The organism is Thalassospira lucentensis MCCC 1A00383 = DSM 14000 (genome assembly GCF_000421265.1).
In the GTDB taxonomy this organism is placed as follows: domain Bacteria; phylum Pseudomonadota; class Alphaproteobacteria; order Rhodospirillales; family Thalassospiraceae; genus Thalassospira; species Thalassospira lucentensis.
In genome coordinates this window covers 110,339-126,746 of sequence record NZ_ATWN01000005.1, presented here as the reverse complement: position 1 = coordinate 126,746, position 16,408 = coordinate 110,339, and the positions used below count along the sequence as shown (strand labels likewise).

Annotated in this window: 16 protein-coding genes; 12 read left to right on the top strand and 4 right to left on the bottom strand. The window is 52.7% G+C overall.

All coding sequences use genetic code 11. The annotated features are described in order from the left end of the window. The first annotated feature begins 129 nt into the window (after window positions 1-129). The 7 genes from K355_RS0111750 (at window position 130) to K355_RS0111720 (ending at window position 8,044) form a co-directional block, all read left to right on the top strand. On the top strand, window positions 130-480 hold the full coding sequence (locus tag K355_RS0111750; protein WP_022732340.1) for an FtsB family cell division protein: 351 nt from the start codon (window positions 130-132) through the stop codon (window positions 478-480). Window positions 481-1,047: 567 nt separating this feature from the next. Further along, window positions 1,048-2,058: a pyruvate dehydrogenase (acetyl-transferring) E1 component subunit alpha gene (gene pdhA / locus K355_RS0111745; RefSeq protein ID WP_022732339.1), complete on the top strand. Its 1,011-nt coding sequence runs from the start codon at window positions 1,048-1,050 to the stop codon at window positions 2,056-2,058. Window positions 2,059-2,112: 54 nt separating this feature from the next. Continuing rightward, on the top strand, window positions 2,113-3,546 hold the full coding sequence (locus K355_RS0111740; RefSeq protein WP_022732338.1) for a pyruvate dehydrogenase complex E1 component subunit beta: 1,434 nt from the start codon (window positions 2,113-2,115) through the stop codon (window positions 3,544-3,546). Window positions 3,547-3,610: 64 nt separating this feature from the next. Further along, window positions 3,611-4,936 carry a pyruvate dehydrogenase complex dihydrolipoamide acetyltransferase gene (locus tag K355_RS0111735; RefSeq protein WP_022732337.1) on the top strand — a complete coding sequence of 442 codons (1,326 nt, stop codon included), beginning with the start codon at window positions 3,611-3,613 and terminating at the stop codon, window positions 4,934-4,936. A 95-nt stretch (window positions 4,937-5,031) separates the two neighbouring features. Further along, window positions 5,032-6,429, top strand: coding sequence for a dihydrolipoyl dehydrogenase (lpdA, locus tag K355_RS0111730; protein ID WP_022732336.1), 1,398 nt, complete (start codon window positions 5,032-5,034; stop codon window positions 6,427-6,429). 118 nt (window positions 6,430-6,547) lie between these two features. Further along, window positions 6,548-7,546: a lipoyl synthase gene (gene lipA, locus K355_RS0111725; protein WP_022732335.1), complete on the top strand. Its 999-nt coding sequence runs from the start codon at window positions 6,548-6,550 to the stop codon at window positions 7,544-7,546. Between the two features lie 39 nt (window positions 7,547-7,585). Beyond that, window positions 7,586-8,044: a type II toxin-antitoxin system RatA family toxin gene (locus tag K355_RS0111720; protein WP_022732334.1), complete on the top strand. Its 459-nt coding sequence runs from the start codon at window positions 7,586-7,588 to the stop codon at window positions 8,042-8,044. A gap of 52 nt (window positions 8,045-8,096) precedes the next feature. Here K355_RS0111720 and K355_RS0111715 read toward each other — a convergent pair whose 3' ends face one another. Both K355_RS0111715 and K355_RS0111710 read right to left on the bottom strand, forming a co-directional pair. Next, a complete protein-coding gene (locus K355_RS0111715; RefSeq protein ID WP_022732333.1) occupies window positions 8,097-8,594 on the bottom strand; it encodes a CinA family protein in 498 nt (165 codons plus the stop codon). After that, on the bottom strand, window positions 8,591-9,082 hold the full coding sequence (locus K355_RS0111710) for a phosphatidylglycerophosphatase A family protein (RefSeq protein WP_022732332.1): 492 nt from the start codon (window positions 9,080-9,082) through the stop codon (window positions 8,591-8,593). Before K355_RS0111710 ends, K355_RS0111715 begins: the two co-directional genes overlap by 4 nt. 228 nt (window positions 9,083-9,310) lie before the next feature. On the opposite strand from K355_RS0111710, the gene K355_RS0111705 reads away from it, so the two are divergent. Together K355_RS0111705 and K355_RS0111700 are read left to right on the top strand one after the other, a co-directional pair. Beyond that, a complete protein-coding gene (locus K355_RS0111705; protein ID WP_022732331.1) occupies window positions 9,311-10,639 on the top strand; it encodes a M23 family metallopeptidase in 1,329 nt (442 codons plus the stop codon). Next, window positions 10,596-11,057 carry a bactofilin family protein gene (locus K355_RS0111700; protein ID WP_022732330.1) on the top strand — a complete coding sequence of 154 codons (462 nt, stop codon included), beginning with the start codon at window positions 10,596-10,598 and terminating at the stop codon, window positions 11,055-11,057. Before K355_RS0111705 ends, K355_RS0111700 begins: the two co-directional genes overlap by 44 nt. A gap of 135 nt (window positions 11,058-11,192) precedes the next feature. Here K355_RS0111700 and K355_RS0111695 read toward each other — a convergent pair whose 3' ends face one another. After that, on the bottom strand, window positions 11,193-11,891 hold the full coding sequence (locus tag K355_RS0111695) for a haloacid dehalogenase type II (protein ID WP_028791550.1): 699 nt from the start codon (window positions 11,889-11,891) through the stop codon (window positions 11,193-11,195). A 99-nt stretch (window positions 11,892-11,990) separates the two neighbouring features. Then, a complete protein-coding gene (locus K355_RS0111690) occupies window positions 11,991-14,024 on the bottom strand; it encodes a lytic transglycosylase domain-containing protein (RefSeq protein ID WP_022732328.1) in 2,034 nt (677 codons plus the stop codon). Between the two features lie 208 nt (window positions 14,025-14,232). Here K355_RS0111690 and dapA point away from each other — a divergent pair, with 208 nt between their 5' ends. The 3 genes from dapA to K355_RS0111675 all read left to right on the top strand — a co-directional run bounded on the left by dapA (window position 14,233) and on the right by K355_RS0111675 (window position 16,400). Further along, the gene (gene dapA / locus K355_RS0111685; protein ID WP_028791549.1) at window positions 14,233-15,114 is read left to right on the top strand and encodes a 4-hydroxy-tetrahydrodipicolinate synthase; all 882 of its coding nucleotides are present in this window, start codon (window positions 14,233-14,235) and stop codon (window positions 15,112-15,114) included. Window positions 15,115-15,131: 17 nt separating this feature from the next. After that, a complete protein-coding gene (gene smpB, locus K355_RS0111680; protein ID WP_022732326.1) occupies window positions 15,132-15,608 on the top strand; it encodes an SsrA-binding protein SmpB in 477 nt (158 codons plus the stop codon). A gap of 132 nt (window positions 15,609-15,740) precedes the next feature. Continuing rightward, window positions 15,741-16,400, top strand: a complete 660-nt coding sequence (locus K355_RS0111675) for a sulfite oxidase-like oxidoreductase (RefSeq protein WP_022732325.1) — start codon at window positions 15,741-15,743, stop codon at window positions 16,398-16,400. Window positions 16,401-16,408: the final 8 nt, after the last annotated feature.

The window sequence follows — 16,408 nt, the reverse complement described above, 5'->3', positions numbered from 1 at the left end:
CGGCTTTTGACCTTAGCAGGTGTTATCTACCTGATAAGGCATGAGAATAACGTATGTTGTTTTCATGTTGCGGAGCCGGAATAACTTTTTAAGCCGTCAAATCGGCTTTGTGCGCACGGGCAGGGGTAAATGTCTTCAACATCACCGGTCTTTCGTCGCCTTAAACAGGCTGTTGCACCGGTCATCGCATTTACAGTAATGGCGTATTTCATCTTCCATAGTGTGGAAGGTGATCGCGGTCTTTTGACCTATTGGTCGATGCAGGATCGTGTCACCGAGATTGCTTTGGTCCGCGATGAGACGACGCAAAAGCGCAAACTGCTTGAACAACATGTTGTGTCCTTGCGCGCCAAGCATCTTGACCCTGATCTGCTTGATGAACGCGCGCGCGCGATGCTTAATGCCGCCCATCCAGATGATGTGATTATCTTCCATCATGATGGCTACAGCGACACCGCAACCATCACAGCGCAGAAGTAATCTCCCCGGCACTACGTCATCGTTTCTTCCGGTGCTTTAAAACAGGCCGGAGAATCCATTGATTGCAACTATTGTAACTTTTGCCGTTTTGGCACCGGTTTGGCACAAATCCTGTGCTTGATGTGAATATTTATAGTTGTGAAATGGCTTCAGTAATAAATCCCTTTGGATAAGGTTTTGTTTCAACTGACTTTTGGTTGAAATGCCAATTCCTCAGGAAAACAGTTGAGGGCGTTGATATTGAATGCCTTCTGGGGTTGTATTTGTTCTTTTACGGCTATGCGATATTATGTTCATAAAAGCATAGCATTTGTGACGTGAGGGAATGAACGGATTTTAAAGGATCGCCCCAAGTAGCTGAAAACTCTGAAAATCTGTATATTTGTGAAATTGCGATAATTAACCATTTTATGGTTTATCAGCAATTGTGCGTTGCAAAACAAAGGTTTATTCAGTGTTAGATTACTTGCCCTTCCACGTGGTTTTAGGTAGTCATTTCGGTGGTCCAGTACCGAATTAAGCGCTCATACATGATGCTTAAGCGACAGCCATCCACCGGGAGGAAACATGGCGACCACGAAACGCAAACGCGCCACAACGCGCGCCGACAATCAGGCGAGCAGTGACGATCTCCTCAAATATTACCGTGAAATGCTTCTGATCCGTCGCTTTGAAGAAAAAGCCGGTCAGCTGTATGGCATGGGTCTCATCGGTGGCTTCTGTCACCTTTACATCGGGCAGGAAGCAGTCGTTGTCGGCATGCAGGCTGCTGTTACCGGCGACGATGGTGTTGTCACCAGTTACCGTGACCATGGACATATGCTTGCATGTGGCATGGATGCCGGTGGCGTGATGGCAGAGCTGACAGGACGCGAAGGCGGGTACTCCCAAGGTAAGGGTGGCTCGATGCATATGTTCTCCAAGGAAAAGAATTTCTATGGCGGACATGGTATCGTTGGCGCACAGGTTCCGCTTGGGACCGGTATTGCCTTCAATTACAAATATCGCGGTGAAGACAAGGTCTGCCTGACCTATCTTGGTGACGGTGCCGTCAACCAGGGGCAGGTATACGAGTCCTTCAATATGGCCGCACTCTGGCAGCTTCCGGTGATTTATTGCATCGAGAACAACCAGTACGCCATGGGTACCTCTACCCAGCGTCATTCATCCAGTCCTGATCTTTATCAGCGCGGCTCTGCTTATGGCATTCCGGGTGAACAGGTTGACGGTATGGATGTTCTGGCGGTGAAAGCCGCTGGCGAACGTGCGGTTGAACACTGCCGCGCAGGCAAGGGCCCTTATATCCTTGAGCTGAAAACGTATCGTTATCGTGGTCATTCGATGTCGGATCCTGCGAAATATCGCACCAAGGACGAACTCGACAAGATGCGCAAAGAACACGATCCGATCGATATGGTCAAAAAGCTTCTTATTGATGGCGACATCATTGACGAAGCTGGCCTGAAAGATATCGACAAGGAAGTGAAATCCGACGTCGCAAAAGCGGCCGAGTTCGCACAGAACAGCCCGGAACCGGATGTTTCGCAGCTGTTTACCGATATTCTGATCGACGCGTGATCGCAAGCTATCGCGAACCGCTTTTGAACGATTTTTCCCGGGAGAGAGGGAACAATGCCGATTGAAGTTTTGATGCCGGCGCTGTCGCCGACCATGACCGAAGGCACGCTTGCCAAATGGATTGTCAAGGAAGGCGACACTGTCGCATCCGGTGACGTCCTCGCAGAAATTGAAACCGACAAGGCGACGATGGAAGTCGAAGCTGTCGATGAAGGTACTGTGGGCAAGATCGTGATCGCTGAAGGTACCGAAAATGTCGCGGTGAATGCAGTCATCGCGTACATCCTCGACGAAGACGAGGATGCGTCTGCACTTGATAATGTTTCTGCGTCACCTGCGCCCAAAGCAGAAGCCGCACCGGCACCCGCCGAAGAAAAAGAAACACCGGCACCGAGCACGGCAAAGGCCGCCCCGGTTTCCGCAAGTGGTACGATTGAACGTGCGGAGTCTGATCCGCGCGCCATGAGTGTTGTTAACGCAACGCAGGATGAGAAAACCTACACCAGCTTTAAAACCCAGTCGGTGCGTGAAGCCTTGCGTGATGCAATGGCCGAAGAAATGCGCAGTGATGAAAACGTCTTTGTCATGGGCGAAGAAGTTGCGGAGTACCAGGGGGCCTACAAAGTTACCCAGGGTCTGCTTGATGAGTTTGGTGACAAGCGTGTTGTTGATACGCCGATTACCGAACAGGGGTTTGCCGGTCTTGCGACGGGGTCCGCATTTATGGGCCTGCGACCGGTTGTCGAATTCATGACGTTCAACTTCGCCATGCAGGCGATTGACCAGATCATCAACTCGGCAGCAAAGACGCTTTATATGTCTGGTGGGCAGCTTGGTTGCCCGATTGTGTTCCGTGGTCCAAACGGTGCCGCATCGCGCGTTGGTGCCCAGCACTCGCAGTGTTATGCATCATGGTACGCACATTGCCCGGGCCTTAAGGTTGTTGCACCGTATTCAGCCGCAGATGCCAAAGGTCTTCTCAAGGCGGCGATCCGCGATCCGAACCCGGTTGTCTTCCTTGAAAACGAACTGATGTACGGTCAGAGCTTCGAAGTTCCTGATGACGACAATTTCGTTCTGCCAATCGGTCAGGCCAAAATTGAACGCGAAGGGACCGATGTCACTATCGTTGCTTTCTCGATCATGGTTGGAAAGGCACTGAAAGCTGCTGAACAGCTGGCAGAGCAGGGCATCTCGGCTGAGGTTATCAACCTGCGTACGATCCGTCCGCTGGATGTGAACACGATCATTCGCTCGGTGATGAAGACCAACCGTATTGTCACCTGTGAAGAAGGCTGGCACTTCGCCGGTATCGGTGCGGAAATCGCATCGGCGGTCATGGAACATGCATTTGATTACCTCGACGCACCGGTTGCGCGTGTCGCCGGGGAAGATGTTCCGATGCCGTATGCTGCAAATCTGGAAGTGCTTGCACTTCCGCAAGAGCAGCACATCGTCGATGCGGCCAAGGCCGTTTGCTATCGCTAAGTGATACGGACAGGGGCAGGTGCGGTTATAAAACGCACCGCCCCGTTACCGGGAGAATGTGTTCATGCCTGTAAAAGTATTGATGCCGGCGCTTTCGCCGACCATGACCGAAGGCACCTTGGCAAAATGGCACGTCAAGGAAGGTGATACCGTTGAATCGGGCGATGTCATCGCAGAAATTGAAACCGACAAAGCCACGATGGAAGTCGAAGCCGTCGATGAAGGCAAAATCGGTAAAATCCTTGTTGCCGAAGGCAGCGAGGGTGTTCCTGTAAACGAGGTAATCGCGCTTCTGCTTGAAGAAGACGAAGACGAAAGCGCTCTTGACGGTGCTGATACGTCAGCAGCGGATACCTCGGCGGCAGGTTCCAAAGAAACAAAAGAGACTGCACCCGCCAAAGAAGACGCACCAGCGGCTGCTTCTGCCCCGGCAGAAGCAAGTCAGGCACCAGCAGCCCCTGTATCTGGTGGTGAGCGCGTTAAGGCCAGCCCGCTTGCACGACGCATTGCGTCGAACGAAGGCGTTGACCTTGCGGCTGTAACCGGCTCTGGTCCGCGTGGTCGCGTTGTCAAACGTGACGTCGAAGCGGCCATGTCGTCGAAACCGGCAGAAAAGAAATCGGACGCAGAGGCTGCGCCATCTGCACCGGCTGCATCTGCCGCCCCGGCGGCATCTGGCTGGAACCCGGATTTGACCGGTCTTCCGGAATACGAAGAAGTTCCGAACAGTGGCATGCGCAAAACCATCGCGCGCCGCCTGACGGAATCTAAACAGCAGGTTCCGCATTTCTACCTGACGGTCGATTGCGAACTCGACAACCTTCTTGCCACCCGTAAGCAGCTAAATGAAAAAGCTGGCGACGGTGTCAAAATTTCGGTCAATGACTTTGTCATCCGTGCTGTTTCGCTGGCACTTAAAAAAGTTCCGGCGGCAAATGCCATCTGGACCGACAAAGCGACCCTGATGTGCAAGAAACAGGATATCTCGGTGGCGGTTGCCATCGAGGGTGGGCTGATTACGCCGGTTGTGCGTGATGCCGGCTCCAAAGGCCTTGCTGAAATCTCGGGCGAGATGAAAGCACTTGCTGGCAAAGCACGTGATGGCAAACTTAAGCCGGAAGATTATCAGGGCGGGACCTTCTCGGTTTCCAATCTGGGCATGTTTGGCATTAAGGAATTTTCTGCCATCATTAATCCGCCGCAGGGTTGCATTCTTGCCGTCGGTGCAGGCGAGCAGCGTCCGGTTGTTAAAGACGGCGCGCTTGCCATTGCCACGGTCATGAGCTGCACCCTGTCTGTTGACCACCGTGCGGTCGATGGCGCGGTCGGTGCCGAGTTCATGGCCGAATTCAAAAAGCTGATTGAAGATCCGCTGAGCATGCTGCTCTGAGGGTCCAAAGTTGCGCGGGGACTTTAATTAGTCCCCGCAAGCATTTGAATTTCAAGACCTGTAACCGGTGACGGGCAGGCGAAGGAGATCCTACGATGGCGGATAGCAATTTCGACGTAATCGTGATTGGTGCAGGTCCGGGTGGTTATGTAACCGCAATCCGTGCTGCCCAGCTTGGCCTGAAAACGGCTGTTGTTGAACGTGAACACCTTGGTGGTATTTGCCTGAACTGGGGCTGTATCCCGACCAAGGCGTTGCTGCGTTCAGCCGAAGTATATCGCAATATGAACCATGCAAAGGAATATGGCCTTTCGTGCGAAAAGCCATCCTTTGATCTTGATGCCGTCATTCAGCGGTCGCGTGGCGTTTCCAAACAGCTGACCGGCGGTGTTGGTCATCTTCTCAAGAAGAACAAGGTTACCGTCATCAACGGCGAAGCCAAGTTTGATGGCCCGAAAAAGATCGTTGTTGAAGGCAAGGATGCAGGCACCTATACGGCAAAGCATTACATCATTGCCACCGGCGCACGTGCCCGTTCGCTGCCGGGGCTTGAGGCCGACGGCAAGGTGGTCTGGGATTACAAAAAGGCGATGACGCCGGACAAAATGCCCAAAAGCATTGTGGTCGTCGGGTCGGGGGCAATCGGGATCGAATTTGCCAGCTTCTATCACACCATGGGTGCGGATGTGACCGTGGTTGAAATCATGTCGCAGATCATGCCGGTCGAAGACAAGGAAGTTGCCGCCCTTGCGCAGAAGATGATGACCAAGGACGGGATGAAAATCCTGACCGAAGCCAAGGTTGCCAACCTGAAGCGCAATGCGGATAACGTTGTTGTGACGGTTGAGACCAAAGACGGCAAGAAACAGGAAATCACCGTTGATCGCGTGATTTCGGCTGTTGGCGTGATTGGCAATACCGAAAACCTCGGTCTTGAAACTACCAAAGTCAAAGTTGATCGCAACGTTATTGGCGCCGATGAATATTCGCGCACCGCAGAACCGGGCATTTATGCCATTGGTGATGTTGCCGGTCCGCCGATGTTGGCCCATAAGGCCGAGCATGAAGGTGTCATCTGTGTTGAGAAAATCGCCGGTGTCAAAAATGTTCACCCGATTGATCCGCTTAAGATTCCGGGCTGCACCTATTGCCATCCACAGGTCGCCAGTGTCGGCCTGACCGAAGCCAAGGCCAAAGACGCCGGGTATGATGTCAAAGTTGGCAAATTCCCGTTCATTGGCAACGGCAAGGCGGTTGCATTGGGTGAGCCCGAAGGTCTGGTGAAAACCGTGTTTGATGCGAAAACCGGCGAATTGCTGGGCGCGCATATGGTGGGCACCGAAGTGACCGAGCTTATTCAGGGCTTTGTCGTGGCCATGGGGCTTGAGACGACCGAAGAAGACCTGATGCATACGATCTTCCCGCATCCGACACTTTCGGAAATGATGCATGAGTCGGTCCTTGACGCCTATGGGCGTGCGATCCATTTCTAAAATATCGCGTTTTACCGGGCAAGCATGCCCGGTATGACGTAATTTGACGAATGTCGGTTTGACAAATACGTGGCGTGGCGGCACATTGCCGCCCGTCAAATCCTTCGGAGGTCACTCTATGTCGACGGCGCAGAACGAGGCGAAAGCACTTCGTCACCCGGAAAAGCAAAAACGCCCGGATCGTCCATCAGGGCGCAAGCCGTCCTGGATCCGTGTTAAGGCGCCGACGTCGAAGGGGTATCAGGAAACCCGCGAACTTGCGCGTGGTCTGAATCTGCATACGGTCTGCGAAGAAGCGGCATGCCCGAATATCGGTGAATGCTGGCAGAAAAAGCATGCATCCTTCATGATTATGGGCGACACCTGCACACGGGCATGTTCGTTCTGTAACGTTAAAACCGGGATGCCGAACGCACTTGATCCGTTTGAGCCGGAAAATCTGGCGATGGCGGTTGCCGACATGCAGCTTAAGCATGTTGTGATCACGTCTGTTGACCGTGATGACCTTGCTGATGGCGGGGCAGCCCACTTTGCCCGCGTGATCGAAGCGATCCGTCATAAAGCGCCGGAAACCACCATTGAAATTCTGACCCCGGATTTCCGTGATAAGCCGGGAGCGGTTGAAATCGTGGCCAAGGCCCGCCCGGATGTGTTTAACCACAATCTGGAAACCGTGCCGCGTCTTTATACCAACATCCGTCCGGGCGCGCGCTATTACCAGTCGCTGCGTATTCTGGATCGGGTGAAACAGATTGATCCGACGATCTTTACCAAATCGGGCCTGATGGTTGGGTTTGGCGAAGAACGTAAGGAACTCTCACAGGTAATGGATGATCTGCGTGTTGCTGATGTCGATTTCCTGACGATTGGGCAGTATTTGCAGCCAACCCTTAAACATGAGCCGGTCAATCGGTTCGTGACGCCTGATGAATTCGATGAATATGCATCGATGGCACGTGGCAAGGGCTTCTTGATGGTGTCAGCAACGCCGTTGACGCGTTCGAGCTATCACGCGGACCGAGATTTCGAACAGCTGCGTGAAGCACGTGAGAAGAAGCTGGCGGCGGCAGATCAGGCCAAGGCAAAAGTTGCACGCGCAACCGAAGCCGCCGAATAAGTTAGAAACGACACGCGCGACGATAAGGGGAGATATCGAGTGCCGACGCATGCAGAGCGCAGGAAGCTGCCTTATACGCAGGAACAACTCTTTGCACTCGTCGAGGATGTCGATTCCTATTCCGAGTTCTTGCCGTGGTGTGTCGCATCGCGTGTACGCAGCCGTGAGGGTGATGTTCTTAAAGCCGATCTTGTGATTGGCTTTAAGATGTTCCGTGAGAAATACACATCCAAAGTAACCTTGCAGCGCCCGGACCGGATTGATGTCGAGTATCTGCAAGGACCGTTTAAATACCTTAACAACCATTGGGTGTTTGAAAAGGATGAGGACGGCGGGACCTGGCTTGATTTCTTCGTTGATTTTGAATTCCGATCTGCCCTTTTGCAAAAGATGATCGGGGTGGTCTTTAACGAAGCGGTCAAAAGAATGGTGGGGGCGTTCGAAAATCGCGCCCGTGAAGTGTATGGCGAGCCGAACGTGCCGCCATCGGGCGACTAATTCCCTTTTATATCTCGATCATGGAGGCTGGGGCAGGCATATATTGCTGTGATCAGCCTCTTAGCATGTCGTTGATCATGGCAAAGGCGTGAAGGATGGTTGCCTTACGCACCGCATGGCGATCACCGGGAAAGACTTCGTGATACAGTCGGGTCGGGCGTCCTTTGCCTGCACAGCCAAAATGAACCAAACCAACAGGTTTTAACGCACTTCCGCCACCCGGACCGGCAATGCCGGTGACAGAGACGGCAATGGTTGCATTCGGGGCGCGCTGCAATGCGCCTTCGCACATCGCCTTGGCGACCTGCTGTGACACGGCACCATGTTCGGCCAGTACATCTTGGCTCACACCGATCAAGCTGTGCTTTGCCTCGTTGGAATAGGTGACAAACCCGCAATCAACAACAGATGAGCTGCCATCGACGGCGGTCAGTGCGCCGGTGATTAATCCACCCGTACAAGACTCGGCCGTTGCGATCATTTCGCCCCGTTGGGTGCATTTTTCGATCAGATTACGCGCGGCGGTCAGGATATCGTCATCTATCATCATACAAATCCCCCGCTGATGAAATGATGGATGCCGGCAAGTATGATCATTGCGAATATTCCTGCCAGAACATCATCACACATGATGCCAAACCCGCCCCCAACACGGCGATCAACCCAGCGGATCGGCCATGGTTTTAAAACGTCAAATACACGAAACGCGACGAAAGCCCCAAACAGCCAGGCAAGATCAATCCAGCCATTGCCAAGCGGAATGACCATCAGGCACATCCATTGACCGACAACTTCATCAATGACGATTTCACCGGCATCATGGACGCCGATCATGTGGCTGTATCGATCAGCGATAAACACGCCGAAAACGAAAACAACGATGCTGGCAACGATAAGGGCAGTGTTGCCACCGTAAGCCCACAACAACCAGCCGAACGGTAATGCGGCAAAAGACCCCATCGTACCGGGGGCCTTTGGACTTTTTCCGCTATAGAACCAGGTGGCGGAGCAGGTGATCAAAAAACGGGAAAAAGGCATTACTGATCCGCACATTAGCTATTGAACATGCCATTAAGTACCATAGCAAAGCAACCGACCGGAGAAAATTTTGAAGTTAAGGTTGCGTTAACATGCTTGCCTGAGTGGCGAGTAACAGGTAGCGTAAAGATAAAGCAAAAAATAAGATCGATGGGGCTAAGAAGAAACAATGCGTGATCGGGGGTCCCGGATGCGTGAGTACGGGCAAGTAGGGGTTATATACTGAATATGTCGGCGTTTGAACGCACGCGTCGCTTGGTGAATAAATGGTTCCCGGACCGGCAGATACTGGTCCGATCAAACGATTCTGTTTACCAGCTTCGGCTTGGAAAATACGCACAGCTCGGTTTGGCTTCGTTCGGGGCGGCTGCCATCACGTGGATGGTCGGTGTGTCGGGGTATAGTTGGTACCTTGATCAAAGGCTGGCGACGCGCGAACAGCAACTTTTTCGCAGCGAGCTGTCCTATAACCAGTTGATTACGCGGGTTACAGAAAGTCAGCGTCGGTTTGGCGAAATTACGACCCAGATGGAAGGGACGCACCGCAACCTTCTGTCGATGGCCGAAAAGAACATGCAGCTTCAAGCGCGTGTACAGGATTATACGTCCAAGCTCGAAAGCAGTGAGAAAGAAAAAACCCGTATTTCTGCGCTTCGGACATCGATGGACAACCAGATGTCGGCCCTTCAGGGGCAGATCGACGGGATTACCAACCGCAATCTGGCACTGCGCGATGAACTCGAAACAGTTGAAACTGTGATGTCGCGGCTTATGCGTGAACGGGATCAGGCCTTGCAGCGGTCAAAGAAGTTGCAGGTTGAACTGAGTGACACGCGCCAACGTATTGCTGATCTGCATACCGTGCAGCAACAGGCGATGCAGCGGGTGGCAGAAACCGCAGACAGCACTATTCTTGAACTGGAAAGTGTTCTTGAAATGACCGGCTTGCAGCCGGAAGAATTTATCCTGCCGCCGATGAAGCCCGATGAACCGGGGATTGGTGGTCCGTTCGTGGCGTTTGAGCCCGAACATCCGCAGGACGAGGAATTCGTCAATACAGCCGTGGCCTTGAATGATCGCATGGATCATCTTGCCAATCTGAATGAGCGAATAACGAAGGCACCGATCGGGGAACCGGCAGGGGCTTATTATCTATCCAGTCCGTTCGGTAAACGAAAAGACCCGATCAATGGGAAATGGGCCTTTCATTCCGGCGTCGATCTTGCCGGGCCGGTCAAAACAAAGATCTTTGCTACAGCACCCGGAAAAGTGGTGCACGCAGGGTGGAGTGGCAAATACGGGAAGATGGTCGAACTCGATCATGGGAACGGCGTTCGAACCCGTTTTGGGCATTTATACAAGGTCCTCGTAAAGAAGGGCGATGAAGTAGGTTATCGAGACATCGTTGCATTGATGGGAAGTACCGGTCGAAGTACGGGAAGCCATGTTCATTACGAGGTCTTGGTTAATGACAAACCGGTCAATCCGATAAAGTTCATTGAGGCGGGACGTTATGTTTTCAAAAACGAGCAAGACGAAACAAACGGCAACAACTAATCACGGTGGTTCTGCTGCCGAGAAGAAGGGTGGCCTTTCAGTAATTAATGCGGATCTTCGGGTAACCGGTGATCTGATTTCGGAATCTGATGTGCAGGTTGATGGTTCTGTGAATGGTGACATTCGCACCCGTAATCTGACCATTGGTCAATCTGGCGAAGTCCGCGGCGAAATCGTTGCCGACAAGATTCGCATTTGCGGTTCCGTCACCGGGCAGGTCCGAGCCCGTGACGTATCGCTGGCAGACACAGCACGCATGATGGGCGATATCCTTCATGAAAGCCTGTCAATCGAGCCCGGTGCCCATATCGAAGGGCACTGCCGCCGTATTGAAGGCCTTGCCGAAGAAGGCGGCCTGACGGTTATTCAGGCAGGGCAGGTTGTTGCGTCTCATATCAAAAAAGAACACAACAAGTGATCTAAAGATGATCATCTGGGCGCGACCAACAAGTCGCGATCCGCTGGTTCCATAAAATGAAAGGCAGGCCCGTTTGGCCTGCCTTTTTTATTGGTCGTGATGTCGTCTGTCAAAAAAACGCTGCGGTGTTCCCTGTTACGCTTTTTGTGGTGCCTCAATCAGGGGCAAAAGTTCGTCCAGACCGTTTAGGACCACATCAGCCTGATGCGACAGGCGTTCCATCGGTTGTTTGGTGCGATTGATCCAGGCGGTGCGGAAACCGAAATGCCCGGCACCGGCAATATCCCAGCCATTGGACGACTGGAACGATATCTCGGCGGCGTCAACTTCGAGCTGATCGACTGCCAATTGATAGACATCTGGGTGCGGCTTATAAGTTTTGAGATCATCGACACAGATAATGTGATCGAACAAGGTGAGTATGCTCGATGATTTTGCCGCTGAAATCAGCATATGCTTGGCCCCGTTCGACAGGATAGCCAGTTTGTGGCCCTGCGATTTAAGGGCTTTAAGCGTTTCGACAACTTCCGGGAATGTATCAAGTGACAGATAGGTTTCCATCAGCTTGGCGCGTAAAACCGGGTCTTTTTTGCCGGTCTCTTCCATGGCGAAATCAAGGGCATCGCCAGTAACGGTCCAGAAGTCGGTGAAATCACCCATCAGGCTGCGCAGCCAGGTGTATTCAAGTTGCTTTTGCCGCCAGACTGCGGAAAGTCGCTCTGCCTCGTCGCCGACGGTGTCGCGAAACTTGGCAACGGCGGAGCCGACGTCAAAAAGTGTACCGTAAGCATCGAATACAAATGCGCGGCAGGATGAAAGTTCTTTATCGGACATATTTTCGACCTTCTTCTGACAAGCAGGATGGATCAAATTTGGTGCGATGGTAACCATTGCGCAAGCCGGTGTGTTTTCCGACTGTGCGCAACGGTGGGTTTATTCGTCGGTCTTGGCGTTGTCTTGCCCCATCGCGATTTCGTCGCGGGCAAAGCGCCTGCGATAGACATAGGTTCCTTCCATCACGCGCTGCACGTAATTTCGGGTTTCGCTATAGGGAATCATTTCAATCCAGTCGACCACATCAACATCGGGATCGCGTGGATCACCATATTCGTTGACCCATTGGCGCACTCGGGTTGGTCCGGCATTGTAACTGGCAATTGTCAGGACTTCTTCGCCACCCCAACGATCGAGTAACCGTGCAAGATAGGCACGTCCAACAGCAATGTTGAACGACGGGTCTTCGGTCAGACGTTCGGTTTCATATTCAAGGTCCAGCGACTGTGCCATGCGCTTTGCCGTTGCGGGCATTAATTGCATCAAACCGCGTGCACCGGCAGACGACACTGCATTCGGGTTAAACAGGCTTTCCTGGCGCATGATCGCATGTACAAGGCCAGGATCTGGATTGCGTCCCAACGGAACCTGTTCATGGACCGGATAGGCGGCATCAAGATAGCCGCTGCCAGAACGAATGCTTCGTTTGGCAGCAATAATGCCAAGGTCGGCCCGGCCATATTCACGTGCAAGATCGGTCGCCATGGCAAGATATTCCGGTTCATCATGTTCATAAACCAGTGCCATGATGAAGGGGCGGATGATGTTGCCAAGGCCAAGATCGCCAAGTTTGCGAACAACCTGTGTCAGTTCCTGATTTTCAAAATCGGCACGTTGTTCTGCTGTCGGAACTGGCTGGATCACTGAATAGCTTGGTTTGGCGCCAAGTGCATCGATTGCCAGTTGACCATAGAATGTATGGGCATGTTCCGCAGCAAGTTTATACCAATGGTGTGCACGGTCCTTGTCGCCAATTTTTTCACTGGCACGACCGGCCCAATAGGCACCGCGAGACAGGCTGATCGGGTACTGCACAACATCATAAAGATTCTGGAAGTGCGTGAGGGCGATATCCGCATCGCCAAGGAATTCAAGTGCAATCCACCCGGCATACCATTCGGCTTCTGCAATATCCCCTGCATCGGTTTGACCATGGTTGGCGACCAAACGATAGGCATCGGTGATATGGCCCTTTTGCAGGGCGCGACGCGCCAAAATGGCCTTTTCAAGCCACCAGTATTGTGGGCGGATCGAGATGTAGGCCAGATCATTTGCCTGTGACAGCAGCAGATCACGGGCTTCCTGATCACGGTCCTTGATGCGACGCCAGCGAACACGTTCGTATATCAATCCCGGATCATTGCGGTATTTTTCCGGGACGCGGTTGATTGCCGCATCCACACCGCCACTCATTGAACGCAATGCCGCACGGGCCTTTGCCAGTAGGCGATAGTCGTCACTGACATATTCCATCGTGCGCGATGCCGGGCCAAGTCGGCCTTCCCACAACAGGCGGTCAAGGCGCTGTTGATGGGTATCCTGATCGATGTATTTGCTGTTCCGGTCAAGGAAACGGCGTTCCTGTCCACTGCCGAAATTTTCGTTGATCCAACTTGTGCGGATCAAGGCGGTTGCAGCAGATACCTGTCCGGCGTTCAAAAGGGCCTTGATCTGGCGGGTTGCGCCATCGGCGGTTACCGGTGCAGATCGTTTGAACCATGCGAGAATTTCGGCGTCAGGCACCGCATCGGTCATGACTTCTTCGGCACGCTGGCGCAGCAATGACTGACTGGGCCATTTTGGATGGGCGTCGATAAAAGTGGTGATTTCTTCAAAGCTGCGCCCCGAATTCGGGGCAACAAGCCACATCCATTCTGCGGCCTTTTGCAGCAACGGATCCTCAAAATTCGGGAGCAATTGCTCAAACGTTTCTGTACGCCCGTTTTCAAGAGCATCAAGAAATGCATTCAGTCTGGCCCGGCTGACTGCGGAATAGGCCGGCGAGGGCGGTTGCGTTTGAAGAAGATTGTCTTCGTATGCCTCGGCCTTTGCCTGATTGCCTGTTGGCATCAGCATTGAGAAGCCCAGTGCCAATGCGCAGACCGAAATCTTGCGGAAAGACGCTTGCGCCATGTAATTGTCCCCTTGTGCCTTTCGGCAGCTTTTGCGCTTTAGACCTGCGCATTATGGCAGTGAATTTGACAAAAGCCAAACAGTCCTCGTCGGAAATTGCAACCGCAATCGCAGAACCGACTTATTAATGTATACAGTGCTTGCGGGAATGACCAACAGCCGCTATTTTCGCGTCCGCTTTCAATCCATCCAAGATTTGGAGATCTCTATGTTTAAGGGTTCTATTACCGCTTTGATTACACCGTTTGACCGTGATGGTGCGATCGATGAAAAGGCGTTCCAGGATTTTGTGGATTGGCAGCTTAAACAGGGCACGACAGGTGTTGTGCCTGTCGGAACCACCGGTGAATCGCCGACCCTTAGTCATGCCGAACACCATCGCGTGGTTGAACTGGCACTTGAAGTTGCCAAGGGGCGCGGCCCGGTTATCGCCGGTACAGGTTCAAACGCGACCGCAGAAGCCATTTCGCTGACACGTCATGCCCAGAATGCCGGTGCGGATGCAGCCCTTGTTGTGACACCTTATTACAACAAACCGACCCAGGCGGGTCTGTATGCGCATTTCAAGGCAATTCACGATGCGACCGACATCCCGATTGTGATTTACAACATTCCGGGCCGTTCGACCGTTGATATGTCGGTTGACACCATGGCGTCGCTTGCGAAACTGCCGCGCATTGTCGGTGTTAAAGATGCGACCAGCGATCTTGAGCGTCCTGCACTGACCCGTTTGGCCGCAGGGGCTGATTTCTGTCAGCTTTCGGGCGAAGACGGGACAATTGTTCCCTTCCTTGCACAGGGCGGACATGGTTGCATTTCGGTGACATCAAATATTGCCCCGAAACTCTGCGCTGACCTTCATAGTGCATGGGCGGCAGGGAACCTTTCGAAGGTTCAGGAGTTGAATTATCGACTGATGCCGGTTCACAAGGCGATGTTCTGTGAATCTAGCCCCGGACCTGTAAAATACGCGGCAGAACTTCTCGGCCTGTGCGGACGCCATATGCGTCTGCCGATGGTCGAGATTGCCGATGAAACCAAACGCAAGGTCGAAGCCGCGCTTAAGGGCGCTGGTATTCTCGGCCACTAGGCGATTAAAGCTGATTTATGGCACCCAAGAAAGAGACCGATAACACGAATATCGTCGCGCAAAACAGGCGCGCCCGCTTTGATTTTTTCCTGACGGAAACTTTTGAAGCCGGGATCGTTTTGCGTGGAACCGAGGTCAAATCGCTGCGCGATGGCAAAGGCAATATTCAGGAATCCTATGCCGAGGCCAAAAATGGCGAAGTTTGGCTGGTGAACTGCTATATTCCTGAATATCAAAGCAAAATGCCGTTCGGGCACGAAGAACGCCGTCCGCGCAAGTTGCTGCTGCGTAAGCGTGAAATCACAAAGATGCACGACGCACTGAACAAAAAGGGTTTTACCCTTGTTCCCGTGAAGCTGTATTTTACGGAACGCGGCATTGCCAAACTTGAAGTCGCCATCGCGGAAGGCAAGAAAAAAGCCGATAAGCGAGAAGCGGTTAAAGCGCGTGACTGGCAGCGCGATAAAGCGCGTATTCTGCGCGATTTTAGCTGATATTGACCCTTAGCGGGTAACATCGCGCGCATGTGAATTGCACGCGCCCCAAGATTTAGTGATTAAATGGCGACGTCATGGTGAACATGTCGGCGCCATTTTTCGTATCGGCTTGTAGTAAGGGAGAGTTCTGTGACGCAAAGTTTCAGTGGCAAAATCAAGGACAAGCTGATTGCGGCCAAACGCAAATGGGCCGAAGACGGGCGTCTTTTGACCGGTACGGCGGATGAAAAGCACGAGAACCGTTTGCCGCCGGGCCAACGTTTGGTCAAGGATTGGCCGGTTCTTGATCTTGGTATTACGCCGCATATCAGTCCAGATGCTTTTGAACTGTCAATTACGGGGGAGGTGGAAAACCCGCTCATCCTTGATTTTCAAGCGCTTCTTGATCTGCCAAATGTTCAGGCAAAGAATGATATTCATTGTGTCACCAGTTGGTCGCGATATGACAATCACTGGCATGGTGTGTCGGCGTTGGCACTGGCTGATATCGTCAAGCCGACCAAAGATGCGACGCATGTTTTGTTCACCGCCCATGACGGCTATACGACCAATGTCCGAATTGATCAGTTCCTTGATGACGATGTGCTCATCGCCCACCATTGGGAAGGTGAGCCCTTGACCGAGGAGCACGGTGGCCCGGTTCGCGTGGTTATTCCGAAACTGTATTTTTGGAAAAGTACGAAATGGGTGCGCGAGATCAATTTCGCCAAGCACGACAAACCGGGATTCTGGGAAGAACGCGGATATCACAATAACGCCGATCCCTGGACGGAGGAACGATATGGCTAGACGCGATT